The sequence below is a fragment of the Arthrobacter sp. ISL-85 genome, assembly GCF_018613675.1.
GTDB lineage: Bacteria > Actinomycetota > Actinomycetes > Actinomycetales > Micrococcaceae > Arthrobacter.
In genome coordinates this window covers 212,762-228,889 of sequence record NZ_JAGGPQ010000017.1, presented here as the reverse complement: position 1 = coordinate 228,889, position 16,128 = coordinate 212,762, and the positions used below count along the sequence as shown (strand labels likewise).

Annotated in this window: 16 protein-coding genes and 1 tRNA gene; 12 read left to right on the top strand and 5 right to left on the bottom strand. The window is 65.5% G+C overall.

Translation table 11 applies throughout. The features are described from left to right. Positions 1-130: 130 nt before the first annotated feature. Positions 131-952 carry a LysR family substrate-binding domain-containing protein gene (locus J7I84_RS14235; protein ID WP_396020070.1) on the bottom strand — a complete coding sequence of 274 codons (822 nt, stop codon included), beginning with the start codon at positions 950-952 and terminating at the stop codon, positions 131-133. Here J7I84_RS14235 and J7I84_RS14230 point away from each other — a divergent pair. Further along, positions 915-1,316: a DUF5997 family protein gene (locus tag J7I84_RS14230; RefSeq protein ID WP_214945199.1), complete on the top strand. Its 402-nt coding sequence runs from the start codon at positions 915-917 to the stop codon at positions 1,314-1,316. The genes J7I84_RS14235 and J7I84_RS14230 overlap by 38 nt on opposite strands. 21 nt (positions 1,317-1,337) lie before the next feature. On the opposite strand, the gene J7I84_RS14225 is transcribed toward J7I84_RS14230, so the two are convergent. Then, the gene (locus tag J7I84_RS14225; RefSeq protein WP_214945198.1) at positions 1,338-1,718 is read right to left on the bottom strand and encodes a VOC family protein; all 381 of its coding nucleotides are present in this window, start codon (positions 1,716-1,718) and stop codon (positions 1,338-1,340) included. Positions 1,719-1,879: 161 nt separating this feature from the next. Between J7I84_RS14225 and J7I84_RS14220 the strand changes: the two genes are divergently transcribed. Beyond that, entirely contained in the window at positions 1,880-2,506 is a 627-nt protein-coding gene (locus J7I84_RS14220; RefSeq protein ID WP_214945197.1) for a hypothetical protein, read from the top strand. Between the two features lie 59 nt (positions 2,507-2,565). Continuing rightward, positions 2,566-3,174 (top strand): DUF6919 domain-containing protein, encoded by a 609-nt coding sequence (locus J7I84_RS14215; protein ID WP_214945196.1) that lies wholly within the window; start codon positions 2,566-2,568, stop codon positions 3,172-3,174. 28 nt (positions 3,175-3,202) lie between these two features. On the opposite strand, the gene J7I84_RS14210 is transcribed toward J7I84_RS14215, so the two are convergent. Together J7I84_RS14210 and J7I84_RS14205 are read right to left on the bottom strand one after the other, a co-directional pair. Then, positions 3,203-3,685 carry a pyridoxamine 5'-phosphate oxidase family protein gene (locus tag J7I84_RS14210; RefSeq protein ID WP_214945195.1) on the bottom strand — a complete coding sequence of 161 codons (483 nt, stop codon included), beginning with the start codon at positions 3,683-3,685 and terminating at the stop codon, positions 3,203-3,205. 67 nt (positions 3,686-3,752) lie between these two features. Then, positions 3,753-5,198, bottom strand: coding sequence for an NAD(P)/FAD-dependent oxidoreductase (locus tag J7I84_RS14205; protein WP_214945194.1), 1,446 nt, complete (start codon positions 5,196-5,198; stop codon positions 3,753-3,755). 82 nt (positions 5,199-5,280) lie between these two features. On the opposite strand from J7I84_RS14205, the gene J7I84_RS14200 reads away from it, so the two are divergent. The 3 genes from J7I84_RS14200 (at position 5,281) to J7I84_RS14190 (ending at position 7,945) form a co-directional block, all read left to right on the top strand. After that, a complete protein-coding gene (locus J7I84_RS14200; RefSeq protein ID WP_214945193.1) occupies positions 5,281-6,009 on the top strand; it encodes a TetR/AcrR family transcriptional regulator in 729 nt (242 codons plus the stop codon). Positions 6,010-6,089: 80 nt separating this feature from the next. Then, positions 6,090-7,217, top strand: coding sequence for an L-talarate/galactarate dehydratase (locus tag J7I84_RS14195; protein ID WP_214945192.1), 1,128 nt, complete (start codon positions 6,090-6,092; stop codon positions 7,215-7,217). A gap of 23 nt (positions 7,218-7,240) precedes the next feature. After that, entirely contained in the window at positions 7,241-7,945 is a 705-nt protein-coding gene (locus J7I84_RS14190) for a FadR/GntR family transcriptional regulator (protein ID WP_214945191.1), read from the top strand. A gap of 173 nt (positions 7,946-8,118) precedes the next feature. Here J7I84_RS14190 and J7I84_RS14185 read toward each other — a convergent pair. Then, positions 8,119-8,201: transfer RNA gene (locus J7I84_RS14185), tRNA-Leu, on the bottom strand. A 396-nt stretch (positions 8,202-8,597) separates the two neighbouring features. On the opposite strand from J7I84_RS14185, the gene J7I84_RS14180 reads away from it, so the two are divergent. Genes J7I84_RS14180 through J7I84_RS14155 form a run of 6 tightly spaced genes read left to right on the top strand, consistent with a single transcriptional unit; the run spans position 8,598 to position 16,119 of the window. Continuing rightward, positions 8,598-9,338, top strand: coding sequence for a DUF3662 and FHA domain-containing protein (locus tag J7I84_RS14180; RefSeq protein WP_214945190.1), 741 nt, complete (start codon positions 8,598-8,600; stop codon positions 9,336-9,338). Further along, positions 9,335-9,817, top strand: a complete 483-nt coding sequence (locus tag J7I84_RS14175) for an FHA domain-containing protein (protein WP_214945189.1) — start codon at positions 9,335-9,337, stop codon at positions 9,815-9,817. Before J7I84_RS14180 ends, J7I84_RS14175 begins: the two co-directional genes overlap by 4 nt. Before the next feature lie 2 nt (positions 9,818-9,819). Then, a complete protein-coding gene (locus tag J7I84_RS14170; protein WP_214945188.1) occupies positions 9,820-11,541 on the top strand; it encodes a PP2C family serine/threonine-protein phosphatase in 1,722 nt (573 codons plus the stop codon). Further along, on the top strand, positions 11,538-12,932 hold the full coding sequence (locus J7I84_RS14165; protein ID WP_214945187.1) for an FtsW/RodA/SpoVE family cell cycle protein: 1,395 nt from the start codon (positions 11,538-11,540) through the stop codon (positions 12,930-12,932). Before J7I84_RS14170 ends, J7I84_RS14165 begins: the two co-directional genes overlap by 4 nt. Next, positions 12,929-14,389 carry a penicillin-binding protein 2 gene (locus J7I84_RS14160; protein ID WP_214945186.1) on the top strand — a complete coding sequence of 487 codons (1,461 nt, stop codon included), beginning with the start codon at positions 12,929-12,931 and terminating at the stop codon, positions 14,387-14,389. Before J7I84_RS14165 ends, J7I84_RS14160 begins: the two co-directional genes overlap by 4 nt. Then, on the top strand, positions 14,386-16,119 hold the full coding sequence (locus J7I84_RS14155) for a serine/threonine-protein kinase (protein WP_214945185.1): 1,734 nt from the start codon (positions 14,386-14,388) through the stop codon (positions 16,117-16,119). Before J7I84_RS14160 ends, J7I84_RS14155 begins: the two co-directional genes overlap by 4 nt. Positions 16,120-16,128 lie beyond the last annotated feature (9 nt).

Here is a 16,128-nt window from a genome sequence, read left to right as displayed (position 1 = left end):
AAAGACAACATCCAAAACACCTAGTACACGTGGGTAACCCAACCACGCACTACAGAAAAGCCGGCTCCGAGCGTTGTGGGGCCGGCTTTTCTGTTGCCCTTATGACCACCACCGGTCCGTGGGGCCGGGGCTAGCGTTTGCCCTTCTTCCGCGACCCCTTGCCACGGCCCTTGTCAGGGTTGGGGGCGTAGCGCTGTGCTACCTTAGGCGCTTTCTTGGCGCCGGTGCCACGGCGGTCCGGCTTGGGTTCCTTCTTCACCTTCTGCGGCTGGGCTGAGGGCTGCCGTGAGCTCTGCGCGGTGCGGCCCCGCACTACGCCGATGAATTCCTCCAGCACGTCGTCCGTAGCCTCCGCCGGCCAGGCCAGCGCGATCCCGGTCCCCTCGGCGCCGGTGAGCCTGCGCGCCACAGTGTCTTTGACGTTGAAATGGCGGGCCACCGACATAGGGAGGATCAACAGGCCTGCGCCGGCGGCAACCAACTGGAGCGCCGCTTCCGGTCCGCCCAGGGCTGCCGCATCGAGGAAGGATTCTTGCGTAAGGTCGGCAAGGGCCACTTCCTCGAACACCGAGATCTCGTGGCCCTTAGGGGCCACGACTACTGGCTGTTCCTCGTACAACGGGATGACGCTGAGGCCCTCGCGTTCAATGGGCAGGCGAACGAAGCCCATGTCCGCCTTGTGGTCCTGCAGCACTCCAAGCTGGGCGCCGTCGTCGACCATAAATACCTCAAGCGGAATATGCGGCATCCGCTCTTCCCAGCGCCGGATCCATTTGCCCGGAGTTACCCCTGCCACATAAGCGACTCGCAGCACCCGGGGGGCCGGCTCATCAGGCGAGGATTGGGCATCAGGCGTGGGGGTATTGTCGGCGGGCACGTCTTCACAGTACCCGCCGCCCGGATACCCTTGAAGCATGACCTCTGCAAACTCCCAGTCCATGAAGCCGGCCACCGTTGCCAAGAAACTTGGCATCTACCTGCCGGCCACCCCGCAGGAGTTCCAGGATTCAACCATTACCCGCGAGGAGTTCGCCGAACTTCAGGCCAACCCACCGGAATGGCTCGCGGAACTCCGCCGCAACGGGCCACACCCCCGTCCCGTGGTGGCCCAAAAGCTGAACGTGTCCATCAGCGGCCTGGCACGCGGCGGCGTGGAGGAAGCGCTGACGACGGCGGAAATCACCGCGCTGCTCCAGGCTCCGCCGCAGTGGCTGGTCACCGAACGCGCAACGCACGCGGCGGTCCGCTCCGAAGCCCAGCGGGTCAAGGACGAAGCCGCAAAGAAGCAGGCCAAGAAAGACCGCGCACAGGCGTAGTCCCCTGTCTGCCCCGGGCCCTTAGTCCTGGTGGATCTGGACGTAGTTGCCGCAGCCGTCGTCGAACACGGCACTGGTCCCGAACGGATCGGTGGTGGGCGGCGTCTTGAAACTCACCCCGGCAGCCAGCAGGCGGTCATACTCGGCCTGCACATCGGGCACCCCAAAGACAATGGCGGGAAGGCCCGCCTCGCGCACGGCATTCATGTAGTTGGCGCCGATCGGGTTGTCGCTGGGTTCCAGGAGCAGCCCCACGGAACTGTCGTCCGCCCCCGGATCCTTGATGATGTACAGGTTGTACTCCGGCATGGACATAAGCGTGTCAAAGCCCAGCGTGCCGGTGTAAAAGGCGTGGGCGGCGGCGGGGTCCTGGACGTGGATGCTGCACATTTTGAGTCGCATGGTCCCACGGTACCGCCCCTGGTGGCGCCCTTTGGAGTGCCTGCCGTTCCTTTCTGCAGCCATTGACGCTGTGCCCGGAAGACGGTGCAATGGAAGGACCAGCCCGGGCTCTCCGGCCGGGGCCAAGTCGTTATGGGAATGACGGTCGCTGGAGGTGCAGGATGTCAGTCGTGGCGGGGTCCTTGACCCAGGGACTGCTTCAAGTTGCGTGGGCGCTCCTGCTCTGCGGCCCGGTGTTGGTGGCCAGCGTTGCCGTCACCGTTTTCGTTGTAAGACGGCGGTTCCTGGCGCCCGCAAGTAGCAGTCCGGAGGCTTCGGACCAGGTTTTTTGGGACCTCTTCCTTGGTTCCTGCGTGGCCCTCCCTGCCTTGTTGATCCCAACGCTGGTGTCGCCCTGGGCCGGCCTGTTGCTGGCTGGGGCAGCTGCCGCTTCCGGCATTTCCGCCTACCGGGGAAGCCCAAGATTGCTGGCATGGCACGCTGCCCGGCGTGACCACCGGCAGCAGCTTTCTGCCCACCAGGCCGCGCGGATGCAGCATGATGAGCTCATGCTGCGGTGGCGGCGCTATGAGCTGGATCCGGGCTGCAGCATCGACTACCCGGAGTTGACCGACGTGCGGCTCCCGGAGACGTCCGCGCTGATCAAGGCTATGCGGACGGCTGACCAATTGCGGACTGCCACCCACAAGGGCTATCCGGACGCCGTCGGAACCTTGGCTGCGTCGCTCGCTGCGGCGGAGCGGGCGGCGGGAATTCCGGCCGGCCTGCAGGCGAAGCAGGCCGGCTGAGGTTAACTGCTGTGTCGCAGGGTTGGATTGGTCCTGAGTCCCGGCGATAGCATCCCAAGATGAAGCCTGAGGAACTGCCTGTCCATGACGAGTACGGCCGGCTGCTGGAAGACCGGGGAGTCTGGCGGCAAGCCACCACGCTGGAGGCCGCCGGCGAGCTGACGGCCCGCTGGCTGGAAGGCGGTAGTTCGTACCAGCCTGGACATTTTGCCGCCGCGTTCGACGCCGAGACTCAACCAATAGCCGCAGCCCTGGCGGAGCTGAACCGCAACGGGATCTTCACCAGGGAGTCGCAGCCGGGCATCCGTTCGAAAGATGCAGCACAGCGCGAGTACGTGACCGGCTTTTGCAGCGCCGCCACCGCGGGTGAACTGCTGGCGCTGTCCACCCGCACCGAACTGGTGACCGTGGCCCATGCTCCGGGCGAGGCAAGCAGCGCCGCCATTCCCGTGACCTTGGCCGGAACGGAAATCACCACGGTGCTCGGCTCCAGCGAAAACCCCGTGGAGGAGGCGCAGATCCAGGACTGGGCCGGGGAGACCAATGACGCCCTGGCCCTCCTGCTGGCGGATTCCTGGTACGTGGAGATCCTGGATCCCGTGTGGGGTCGCAATGACGTGCTGCTGCCGGCACTTCTGCAGGCATTGAAAGGGGCGGAACTGCCGTAGCCGCCCCGCCCCGTGCCGATAGTCTTCGCTACAGTTCCACAGTGCCGCTCTCGCCGACGCTCATCCGGCTGTTCGTCACCTTGGACTTGACCCACTGCAATACCGTGGCTGCGGTACCACCGGGACTGGTCCAGTACTCTGCGGAATCCGAGTCCACCCGCAGGAGGCATACCTCGGGGGTGTCCGGCCCGTCCGGGAACCAGGCCTCAACAACCTGGTTCCACAGTTCGTGGATCTTGGTCCGGTCCGTGACCACCTCGGCGGTCCCGGCCACGGAAACCCATTCGGTGTTCTTGCCAAAGGCGACGTTGACACGCGGATCAGCCCGGACGTGCGCAACCTGCGAGGTGCCGAGGCCTGTGAAGAACCACATGTCGCCGTCGTCCTTTACCTCCTGGACGGCCAGCGGCCGGCTGACGAGGGCGCCTTCTTCGTCGATGGTGGTGACCATACCGATCTTGGAATCGTTGATGATCTCAGTAACCTTGCTGATGCCCTGGGCGTCAGTCATGCCTCACCTCATTCGTCGAAAAGCCGGGGACGCTCCCCGCCGCCAGCCTATTAGTAAGCATGCTTATTTACCAGCCGGATGACACCGGGACCTTGGCTACCTCGGCAATCCGCGCCGCGGTAATGCGGCCCATCCGGATGGCACCGTCCACGTGCTGGTAGCCTTCCGCGGCGAGGTCCGATGAGGACCAGTAGATGGGGCCCACCGGGGCCAACTGGTCCTTGCCGTAGCGGTGGAGTCCGCCCAGGTCATAACTGGCTGCGTAGGCGCCGCGGGTCCATTCCTCGGAGCCCCAGTCGGACTCGTAGTAGACCTCGGGGGTGAGCGCCTCGTCACCGAGGTAGCCGCCAATGGATGCAAGAATCGCCTTCTTGCGCTCTTCGGCACTCAATTCGAAGACGGCGTCGGCCTTCTCATCGGAAACGAAGCCCACCAGGGTTCCACGGGCATCGTTATGGTTGGTGTTGTCGTAGACCTCCTGGACCAGCGCATCGGCGCCGAAGCAGGTGCCGGAGAGCCCTCTATCCCGCCAGAACGGGGTGCTGTAGACGGCATGCACCTTGATGACCAGGCCCAGCGACTGGTGCTGGTGCATCTGGTGCTGGCGGCGCGGCAACGGCGGATTAAAGGAGACGCGGGAGTAGAGATTGGGCGGCACGGCCATGATCACGAACCGGGCAGTGACGGTGGCGCGGTCAGATTCAACGGTTACGCGGTGGCCGCCGTCGGTATCCGGCTCCCAGTTAATGCTGCGCACCGGGGAGCCGAGGACCACATCCTCCCCCAGTTCCCTTGCCTGCAGCAGCGAGACCTGCTGCATGCCTCCCACCACGCGGCGGTCCAGGATGAAGTCCTCATCCGTCAGGTGGGTGAAGGACCCGGCCGAGGCGGCCATCAGGACGGCCTGCAGGGCGGAGAAGGAGTGCGCGGGCTTGGTGAGCATACCGCCGGCGATGAACAGGCCGATGTTCCTGCACGCTTCCTCATTGGCGGAGGTCTGCCGCAGCCAGTGGTGGAAGGAGATGATGTCCAGCTCGCGGGCTTTCGGGTGGGCCCAGGGTTCGGTGGGTCCAACCTCCGCGGCGAGCCCATCCAGCAGTGCCACCAGACGGTCCATTTCGACGGCGGTCTCCGCGTCCACGGGGAAGGTGTCCCCCGTGTAGCGCACAGGTGCGCCGTCGGTGCCGACATAGATGGACTCGCCGTCGCGGTAGCGCGGGTAGGTTTCCAGGTTCAGTTCCTGGAGCAGTTCCAGGAGGGCGGTCTGGTCCGGGGAAACCCACTGGCCGCCGATCTCGAGCAGGGCGCCGTCCACGGTGTCGGTCCAGGTGCGGCCGCCCACCCGGTCGCGTGCCTCCAGCACTGCGACGCTAAGGCCGGCTTTCTTCAGTTCACGGGCGGCGGTGAGTCCGGACGGCCCGGCTCCAACGACCACGACGTCGCGGTTCAGGTTCAGCATGATGTCCTTTCTGCGGCCCTTAGTGACGGGGACCACTAAATGAATGCCATTCATTTAGCTAGAACTATAGCCGGTGACCGCCGGGAGCGGAAGTGCTGGATGGAATAATGCAGGGGACATCGACGAAAGGGCAGCAATGCCGGCAGTATCAGCCGCACAGGGGCGCTCCACCAGCACTGCCGCTGGACAGAGGAGGCGGGCAGGCCGGCCGTCGGCTGCAGTGCTGGACAAGGCGGGGATCACGGCAGCCGCGCTGGAACTGGTCAGCCGCAAGGGCTACGACGGACTGACCATGGCCGCGCTTGCCAAGATGCTCGACGTGGCGCCCTCCGCCCTCTATAACCATGTGGCAGCAAAACAGGACGTACTGCTCCTGGTTGAGGATCACCTGATGTCCCTGGTGAATGTCTCGGGTTTCGAAGCCGGCAGCTGGGAGGACGCCGTCCGCACCTGGGCCTGGAGCTACCGGGACGTTTTCGCCGCCCACACTCCGCTGATCCCGGTGATCGCGGTCCTGCCCGTGACCGACGCCCCGCAGACCCTTGCCATGTATGAGACCGTCAGCAAGGGATTCTCCGACGCCGGGTTTCCCCAGGAGGGCATCGTCCCCGCCATCGTGGCACTGGAGTCCTTTATCTTCGGCTCTGCGTACGACGTCACGGCACCGGAGGACATCTTCGAGTCCGGGTCCATGGCAGATTCCACGCCGCACTTCACGGCGGCCGTGCGGAGTTCCTCTGCCGCGTCCGGCGCGTCCGCCGGCATTGGCGAACCAGGCCGCCAGGAGCGGGGGCGCCAGGCGGACGCTGCCTTCCGGCTGGGCCTCGAGGCCCTGGTCTCCGGATTGGGTGCACTGCGAAGCTAAACGCTACTTGTAATACAAGTAGTGTACTTATATCCTATGGCTGTGGGCGAAGGAGCCCCGTCCCGCCTCTAGGAGGATTCATGAGCACCGTCGACCTGATCCGGCACGTCAAACTGTCCACCGCGCGCCTTCCCCTCGCCGTCCCCATCAGCGACGCCAAGGTATTCACCGGCCGGCAGAAGCCCATGACGGAGGTGGTGTTCCTGTTCGCCGAGGTCACTACCGAGCTGGGCCACTCGGGCATCGGCTTCAGCTACTCCAAACGTGCCGGCGGCCCCGCGCAGTACGCGCACGCCAAGGAAGTTGCCGAAGGCCTCATCGGCGAGGACCCCAATGACATCGCCAGGATTTACACCAAGCTCCTGTGGGCCGGCGCGTCCGTGGGCAGGTCCGGCGTCGCCAGCCAGGCCCTCGCCGCCGTCGACATCGCCTTGTACGACCTCAAGGCCAAGCGCGCCGGGCTGCCGCTGGCAAAGTTCCTGGGCTCCTACCGCGACTCCGTACGGACCTACAACACCTCCGGCGGCTTCCTCAACGCCACCCTGGACGAAGTAAAGGCGCGTGCCACCCAATCGATCGAGGAGGGGATAGGCGGCATCAAAATCAAAGTGGGGCTGCCGGACAACAAGGAGGACCTGCGCCGCGTTGCCGGAGTCCGCGAACATATCGGTTGGGACGTGCCGCTCATGGTGGACGCCAACCAGCAGTGGGACCGCGCCACCGCCCTCCGCATGGGACGCCGCCTCGAGGAATTCGACCTCACCTGGATCGAAGAGCCGCTGGACGCCTACGACTTCGAGGGCCATGCCCATCTGGCTCAGGTCCTGGACACCCCCATCGCCACCGGTGAGATGCTCGCTTCCGTGGCCGAGCACAAGGGCCTCATCGGCGCCAACGGCTGCGACATCATCCAACCCGATGCCCCCCGGGTCGGCGGCATCACCCAGTTCCTCCGCCTCGCCGCCCTCGCCGACGAACGCGGACTGGACCTGGCCCCACACTTCGCCATGGAAATCCACCTCCACCTCGCCGCTGCGTACCCGCGGGAGCCCTGGGTGGAGCACTTCGACTGGCTGGACCCGTTGTTCAACGAACGCCTGGAAACCAAGGACGGCCGGATGATCGTCCCGGACCGCCCCGGCCTCGGCGTCACGCTGAGCGACCAGGCACGCGCCTGGACCACCGAGAGCGTGGAGTTCGGCGCGTAACCCCGAAGCCGTAATCTTTAGCCATGAGCCGGAACCTCACCGCGGACCTTGCCGCTGACCTTCGCAACCGCATTGTCGACGGCGTGATCCAGCCGGGCGAAAAGCTGCCCAGCGAGAACACTCTCATCAGTGACTTCGGCGTCAGTCGGACCGTGGTCCGGGCCGCCCTCACCCGGCTGCAGGCGGAAGGACTCGTGGAGACCGAACGCGGACGCGGCAGCTTCGCCCTCACTCCCCCCACGGAAGGGCCGCTGGCAGTGCCGGGCGTCCGTCCGGTCGCCACTACCGAGGACCGGCTGCACCTGCTGGCCTTCCGCATGGGGGTGGAGACGGAAGCTGCGGCCCTGGCCGCCCGGAATCACACGGACCGACAGCTGCGCGCGGTCAGCACGGCACTTGACGCCTTCACCGAAAGCGCCGGTCACCCCGCCCATGCCATGAAATCGGACTTCGAGTTCCACCGGGCCGTGGCTGCAGCATCAGGCAACCCTTATTACTCGGATTGCCTGGCGGCCCTGGGCCAAACCATGATTGCCATGCCGCGCACCCGCCTGATGACCGGCGTCGAGCATTACGCCCGGGACCATTTTGACCAGGTGGTCCAGGAGCACCGGTCCATCCTGGAGGCGATCGCCGACGGCGACGAAGCTGCGGCGGCGGCAGCGATGCGCAGCCACCTGGCCAACTCACGACGCCGGTTCAAGGCTTCCGCGCGCCCGTCCAGTTAGCACGGGGTCCCGGCCGCCGGCGCCGGCCAACCGCTGAACGCACCCGCCACTGGACGAAGCACCCGGGAACGCGTGGGTGCAACGTCCGGACGGAGGTGCAAGCCCGCAGAACCGGAATTTCGTACGGGAACGCAGAAGAGCCCCGGTCCTTGACCGGGGCTCTTTTATTTGCGTGCGCGAGGGGGGATTTGAACCCCCACGCCCTTTCGGACACTGGCACCTGAAGCCAGCGCGTCTGCCGTTCCGCCACTCGCGCGCAACTTCTTCCGCTAAGCCGGACCGGTTTCCCGTTTCCGTGCCTTGCAAAAGCAGCGAGATCAAGCATAACGGACACATGCAGCAAATTACCAATTGGGCCCCGTACGCCCTCCCGGGTGCCTCCGGAACAGGCTGCAAACCCTGCCAAAGTAGGCAACTCCTGGCCTGCAGCCGGCCCCGAAAGCGCGCACCGCAATGGTCCGGAACAAGGAGGCATCCGAACTTTTGCCGGCGCCCGGCCGTTGTGGATTAAGGTCATTCGCAGGGCTGGCCACTAGTATCGGATGTAGGAGTGGCCACCGTCATCGGGCATTACCGTGCATCGGTGGGCTGTCATGCAGGTGCTGGCCAGCACCAACTACTGCCCCGGAGCCGGGGGGAAAGGAGAAGAACCATGGGTCTGCTGGACAAGGTTGAACGTGGCATTGAAAAGGCCGTCCGCGGTGTCTTCTCCACCGGTTCCAAAGCCCAGGTTGAACCTGTTGAGATCGCCAGCCGGCTCCGCCGCGAGGTGGACCACAAAGCCCTTACCGTGGCAGCCGGACGCACCCTTGTGCCCAATGTGTTCGACGTCCAGCTCAGTGACGATGACTTCGGCCGCGCGCAGGAGTGGGGCACCCCGCTTGCCGAGGAGCTGTGCGACGTCGTGATCAACCACGTGCGCAGCCAGGGCTACACCCTTCAGGGCCCGGTCCGCATTTCATTCCGGCGCGATGGCGAGCTTCGCGCCGGTGACTTCGAAATCGCATCGTCCACGGAAAAGTCGCAGGGCTCCGGTGCCGCCCAGCCCCGGCCCAACGTGCCGGCGGCCCCGAACCGGCAGCCTGTCAGGCTGCAGCCGGTGCTGGATATTGAGGGCCAGCGCTATTCGCTGAACGCTCCGTCCATCGTCCTGGGACGCTCATCCGAGGCAGACATCCATATCGAAGATACGGGTGTATCGCGGCGCCACCTGGAGATCCACACGGCAAACGGTGTCACCAGCGCCGTGGACCTGGGGTCCACCAACGGCAGCTACGTCAACGGGCAAAAGGTCTCCGGAAGCACCGAACTCACAGACGGCTCCACCATCACGATGGGACGGACAAAGATTATCTTCCGCCTGCTTCCTGCCAACCAGGGCGGCCACGCATGAGCGACCTCACCATCACCGCGCTGCGGTTCGGCTTCCTGCTGCTCCTTTGGGTACTCATCTTCAGCATCGTCTCGGCCATGCGCCGGGACCTCATGGTGGGCCGCAAGGCGGCAGCCGGGGCACCCACGGCCCGACAGGTCCGGCGCAACCCCGAACTGGCCGAAGCGCCGCTCCAGCCCGTGAAGCAGCAGGCCCGGCAACTGGTGGTACTTGAGGGACCGCTCAAAGGCCGCACCTTGGCATTGGCAGCCAGCCCCATCCTCTTGGGACGCGCCCAGGAAGCCACCCTGGTTCTTGAGGACGATTACGCGTCGGGGCGCCACGCAAGGCTCTTCCCCCAAGGCAGCCGCTGGTTCATCGAAGATCTCGGCTCCACCAACGGGACCTATCTGGGAGACCAGCAACTTACCCGTGCCTTGCCGGTTGAACCAGGGGTACCCGTGAGAATCGGCAAGACGGTCATTGAATTGAGGCCGTAACCGTGGCCGTTCCCGAAAAACCCGCAACCGGCTCCAGCCCGGCGCAGCGGCCCCTCATCATGCGCTTCGCGGCACGGTCCGACGTCGGCCGGATCCGTTCCAAGAACGATGATTCCGCTTATGCCGGCCGCCACCTCGCTGTCGTTGCAGATGGCATGGGCGGGCACGCGGGAGGCGACGTTGCCTCGGCCGCAACGGTCCTGGACATGATCCATTTGGACAGCCCTGACCACGGCGACGACGCCGAAACCGTTTTGGCTGACGAAATCCAGACTGCCAATTCCCTGCTCTCTGAGCTGGTGCACATCAACCCGAAGCTGGCGGGCATGGGCACCACCGTCACCGCGCTCCTGCTGGCCGAGGGCAAACTGCATTTCGCGCATATTGGCGACTCACGGGCTTACCGGCTTCGCGACGGCGAATTCAAGCAGGTCAGCGTGGACCACACCTTTGTCCAGCGTCTCATCGACGAAGGCCGGCTGCGGCCTGAGGAAGCGGAAACGCACCCTCACAAGAACGTCCTCATGCGCGTCCTGGGTGACGTCGATGCGAGCCCCGAGCTGGACCTGGACACCCTCGATGCCCGGCCCGGGGACCGTTGGCTGCTGTGCTCGGATGGGCTGAACTACGTTGCCGGGCATGCCGTGGAACGGACGGTCAGGGAAACCCACAACCTGCATGAGTGCGCCGAGACCCTTGTTGAGCTGACCCTCGAGGCCGGTTCCCCGGACAACGTCACCGTGGTCCTGGTGGACATCGTGGAGGAAACGCCCGACGACGTCAACACGGCCGCGGTCGAAATTGTCCCGCCGGTGCAGGGCAGTGCGCCCGCTGCCGCGGCAGGTGTTGCCCCCGCCGCCACAGCTGCTGCCCCCGCCCCGAAGGATGGCAAGGAGGACAACGGCAAGGAACTGGCTGGTTCGGAACCCGGTAGTGCCAAGCGGGACTCCGTGCCAGTTAACGAACCGGAAGATGGCGATGCCAAGGACGGCGACGCCGCCGCGGCCGAAGGCGGCAGCACCGACCCCCACCTGGGGGAACACCTCTCCGCCGAGGTCCTGCGCGAAGAACTTGCCTCCCGCCCGCACGAGCTGGTGGGTGCGGCTGCTGCCGCCGCAGAATCCGGTTCCATCCCCACCGTGGCCGGACGTACCGTGGCCCGCCGCGCAGCCACGCTCCTTACCCACAGGGCGGAACCGGCCGGCGGTGAAGACGCCTTGCCGGCACTGCGCCCACGCCGCTGGCTGACCTGGTCCATTGCGGCCGCCGTGCTGGTCGTGGTGGCTATTGGCCTCTGGCTTGGGTACGCCTGGACGCAGACCCGCTACTACGTGGGAGAGTTCGATTCCCGCGTGGCAATCTACAACGGGGTGTCCCAAAGGCTGGGCCCCATCCAGCTGTCCTCCCTCGAGGCAGTAACGGATATCCGGATGGACTCCCTCCCACCGTTCTCGCAGCAGCGGGTCCGCCAGACGGTTCCGGCCAATGACCTCTACGACGCCCAGCGGATCGTCAAGAACCTGGAGCTCACGGGGACCACGTCACCCGAAGAGGAGTGCCCCAAGCCTTCCGGGTCCGCCACTCCGCCCGCACCATCAAGCAGCGCACCCCCTGCCAGCGCGGCAGCCCCGCCGCCTGCAGCCGGTGCGTCCGCTCCTGCCCCTGCACCATCGGCGCCGTCCCCCTCACCCACTCCCACCATCACCTGCGAGGCGGCCAAATGAGCCAGGTAAGCACCACGCCCAAGCCCCGCCGCAGTGTTGAACTTGTGTTGCTGCTGGTGGCCCTCGTCGTGGGCATCGGCGCCAACATGTTGGTGGGCGTGGACCAGGAGAAGGCCTTCGACTCCGACTTTTGGTTCCAGTCCAGCCTGTTGGCGGCGGCAGCCCTGGTTTTCCACGGCGTGCTGCGCTTTCGCGCGAAGTATGCCGATCCAGTAATACTCCCAATCGTTGTTGCCTTGAACGGCCTGGGCCTGGCGATGATCCACCGCCTGGACGCTCCGGGGGAGGACACCGGAAACAACCAGCTCCGGTGGACCCTCATCGCCATGGCGGTGGCGATCGCCGTGGTGTTCTTCCTGAAAGACCACCGCATCCTTCGCCGGTTCACCTTTATTTCGCTGGCCGCCTCCGCCCTGTTGCTGATCCTTCCGCTTGTCCCGGGGATCAGCGCCGGGGAAGTCCTGGGCGCACGGGTGTGGATCAGGTTTGGTTCCATGACGTTCCAGCCAGGCGAAGTGGCAAAAATTACGCTGGCAATATTCTTTGCCGGGTATCTCTCCTCCAACCGCGACCTCATCCTGCTTGCCGGCCGCAAGATCGGGCCCATGCAGTTCCCGCGGTTCAAGGACATGGGCCCCATGATCACCGCCTGGCTGGTCAGCATTGGAGTCCTCGTCTTCCAGCGCGACCTGGGTTCCTCCGTGCTGTTCTTCGGCCTGTTCATCGTCATGATCTACGTCGCCACCAGCCGGATCAGCTGGGTGGTGATCGGGCTGGCCTTGATCATTGGTGGCGGCTTTGTGGCGGCCCAGGTGTTCGCCCACGTCCAGCAACGCGTTTACGGCTGGCTCAACGCGTTTTCCCCGGACGTCTATGAGAACGGCAGCCGGCAGGTCATCGAAGGCCTGTTCGGCATGGCTAACGGCGGCTTGGTAGGCACCGGCCTTGGCCAAGGTCGTCCGGACCTTGTTCCTTTCGCCAACAGCGACATGATCATCGCCTCACTGGGCGAGGAACTGGGCCTGATCGGACTGTTCGCCGTCGTCCTGCTGTACCTGCTGCTCATCACGCGCGGCTTCCGTGCCGCCCTCGGCACCCGCGACGCCTTCGGAAAACTGCTCGCCTGCGGTCTGTCCTTCGCAGTCGCCCTGCAGTGCTTCGTGGTCATTGGTGGTGTCACCCGGCTCATTCCCCTCACGGGGCTTACCACGCCCTTCCTCGCGGCCGGCGGATCATCCCTCCTGGCTAACTGGATCATCGTGGGGCTGCTGCTGATGATTTCGCACGCTGCCCGCGGTCCGGTGGATACCACTCCACTGCCGCCCGCCGACACGGCGACGGCGGCGGCAATGGGCATTGACACTCCAACCGAGGCGGTGAAGCAAGCATGAACCAGGCAATTCGACACTCATGGGTAGCCGCAGTGGCCATGTTTGCCCTGCTCTTCGGTGCCATCAGCTACGTGCAGGTGGTGGGTGCCGACGACCTCAAGACCAATCCGCTGAACCAGCGCGCCATCCTGCAGAACTACTGCAATGACCGCGGGGCCATCATCGTTGGCGGGACCCCCGTGGCCGAGTCGGTGGATACCGGTTCGGAGACCTGCAAGTTCCAGCGCACTTACTCGCAGCCAGAGCTATATGCGGGGCTCACCGGCTACTTCTCGAAAAACTACGGAGCCACTGGCCTCGAGCAGGCCATGGGCGCCGAGCTGGCAGGCAACTCGGACCAGCTCTTCCTTGACCGGGTGGGCCAACTCTTCCTGGGCAACCAGCCCAAGGGTGCATCGGTTGAACTGACTATCGACCCCCAGATCCAACAGCTTGCCTACAGCCTGATCCCGGATGGCCAGCGCGGCTCGATCGTGGTCACCAACCCCAAGACCGGTGCCATCCTGGCCATGGCGTCCAAGCCGTCCTATAACCCGAACCTGGCCGCCACGCAGAACGCCACCGCGGAAAGCGCCAACATGAACGAGCTGGTGAAGGTCCCTGGCATCAACCTGAACCAGAACGTCAGCGGTCCCACCGGCGAACTCCTCGCCCCCGGTTCGGTCTTCAAGCTCGTGGATACCGCTGCCGCCCTGGCCTCAGGGAAGTACAACAAGGACAGTGTCCTGCCCAACCCCGCGGAGATGCCTTTTGACGGCATCCAGTACAAGCTGCCCAACTACGCCGGCGGCAACTGCTACACCAGGGACACTGCAACTTTCGCCTTCGCACTGCAGCAGTCCTGCAACACCCCGTTCGCCAGCATCGCCCTGGACCTTGGCCGCGACGCCATCGCCGCCCAGGCCAAGAAGTTCGGGTTCGGCGAGGACGTCGGGGACCAGCTGAAGCTTGGCCATGCCACAGGGAACGGGTTCCCTGACAAGCTGGACGCGCCCGGCCTGGCCCAGTCCGCCATCGGCCAGAAGGATGTCAGGGTCACGCCGCTGCAGGTCAACATGATGACCAACGCCATCGCAAACGGCGGCGCGCAGATGGCCCCCAGCCTTGTTAAGACCCTGCGGGCCCCGGACCTGCGGGTCATTGATGAGCCCCAGCCCGCCCAGCTCAGGACGTCCACCACGCCCGAGATCGCCAAGCAGATCACCGATTGGATGACCAGCGTGGTCACCGACGGTATTGCCAAGGGTGCCGCCGTCCCCGGCGTACAGGTCGCAGGCAAGACCGGCACCGCCGAACTCGGAAACGGAACCAATAATTCGTGGTTCACCGGTTTCGCCCCCGCTGACAACCCGAAGGTCAGCGTCACGATCGTCATGGAAGGCGTAGACATCTACGCGGGAGCAAAGCTGACCAGTCCTAACGCGAAGAAGATTTTTGAGGCGGTGTTGAATAAGTGAGGCCTACAACAGGAATCACCCTCGGCGGCAGATTCCAGCTGACCACGCGGATTGCCATTGGCGGCATGGGGGAAGTCTGGAAGGCCAAAGACCTGGTCCTGGGCCGCATCGTCGCCATCAAGGTGCTGAAGGAGGAGTACACGGGTGACCCGGGCTTCCTCCAGCGCTTCCGTGCGGAGGCCCGCCACACCGCCCTCCTGAACCATGTGGGAATCGCCAACGTCTTCGACTACGGCGAGGAGGAGGGCTCAGCCTACCTGGTCATGGAACTGGTCCCTGGCCAGCCACTGAGCAGCATCATCGAGCACGAACAGGTGCTGTCGCCGGACCGCACCCTGTCGATCATTGCGCAGACCGCCCGCGCCCTGGCCGTGGCCCACGCCCAGGGCCTCGTCCACCGTGACGTCAAGCCCGGCAACCTCCTGATCACCCCGGACGGTCGGGTCAAGGTCACTGACTTCGGCATCGCGCGCCTGGCCGACCAGGTCCCGCTTACCCAGACCGGGCAGGTCATGGGAACCGCGCAGTACCTGGCACCGGAGCAGGCAACGGGCCAGACCGCCACCGGTTCCTCCGATATCTACTCCCTCGGCGTCATCGGGTACGAGTGCCTCAGCGGCCACCGCCCTTTCTCCGGCGAATCGCAGATCGCCATTGCCCTGGCCCAAGTGAACGACCCGCCGCCGCCCCTTTCGGAAAGCCTGCCCACTCCGGTCCGGGCACTCCTGATGTCCATGCTGGCCAAGGACCCCAAGGACCGGCCGGCGAATGCCATCAAGCTCGCCGAAGCAGCGGAAGCCATCCGCAACGGAGATGTGGGTGCAGCGCGGGCAGCAGTGCCCGGGATGCTTCTTTTCGACGCCGATACCGGCCCCATCACTGCCCCCGTTGACACCGCCACCGCCCCCACCGGCGTCATCGGAGCGCAACATGACTCCACGCCCACCGCCACGTCGGCGCTGCCGGTGCTGGGCGCGGGCGCGGCAGGTGCTGCCGCCGGGATGGCTGCGGGCGCCGCAGGTGCTTCCGCCGCAGAACGGGGTGCGCCCCAGGGCCCGCTGGCCCGCGCAAATGCGCTGGCCGCCGAGCGGAACTGGGACCAGGAAGAGGAAACGTACGACGACGGGCCCTCCGACGAGCCCCGGCGCAAGGGACGCAGCCCGTGGACGTGGCCCCTGGTGGCCCTGATCCTGCTGCTCCTCTTTGCCCTGGTTGGCTTCCTCCTGAACCAGGCGGGCCTCTTCTCGCCGTCCGGCAACCCCACCTCCGGCACCACCACCAGCAGCGCGCCCCCGTCGTCGGCGACGCCCAGCAGGACGGCGACGCCTTCGGCGACGCCTACGCAGACGCGGAGCACGCCGACGCCGACACCCACCCCCACGCCCACCCAGGCCACGGTCAACGTGATCCCGGCCGCGTACCTGGGCAAGGATTACCGGCAGGTCCAGTCTGCGCTTGCGGGACTGGGACTCCAGGTGACCGTGATTCCGCAGGAGAGCAGCACAGCAACGCCTGGAACGGTGCTGGAACTCAACCCCACCGGGACAGTGCCCAAGGGGTCGCTCATTACCGTCATCTACGCCACGGCTCCCAGCCCCGCGCCCACCACGGCAGCCCCAACCCCTGCCCCCACGTCGTCGTCACCGGTGGCGGGACCTACGCCGATCTCGCCCCTGGCAACCTGTGCGGCCGGCCGAACGCCCGGAACGCCCCCAACCTGCGCACCCTAATCGTCTGGA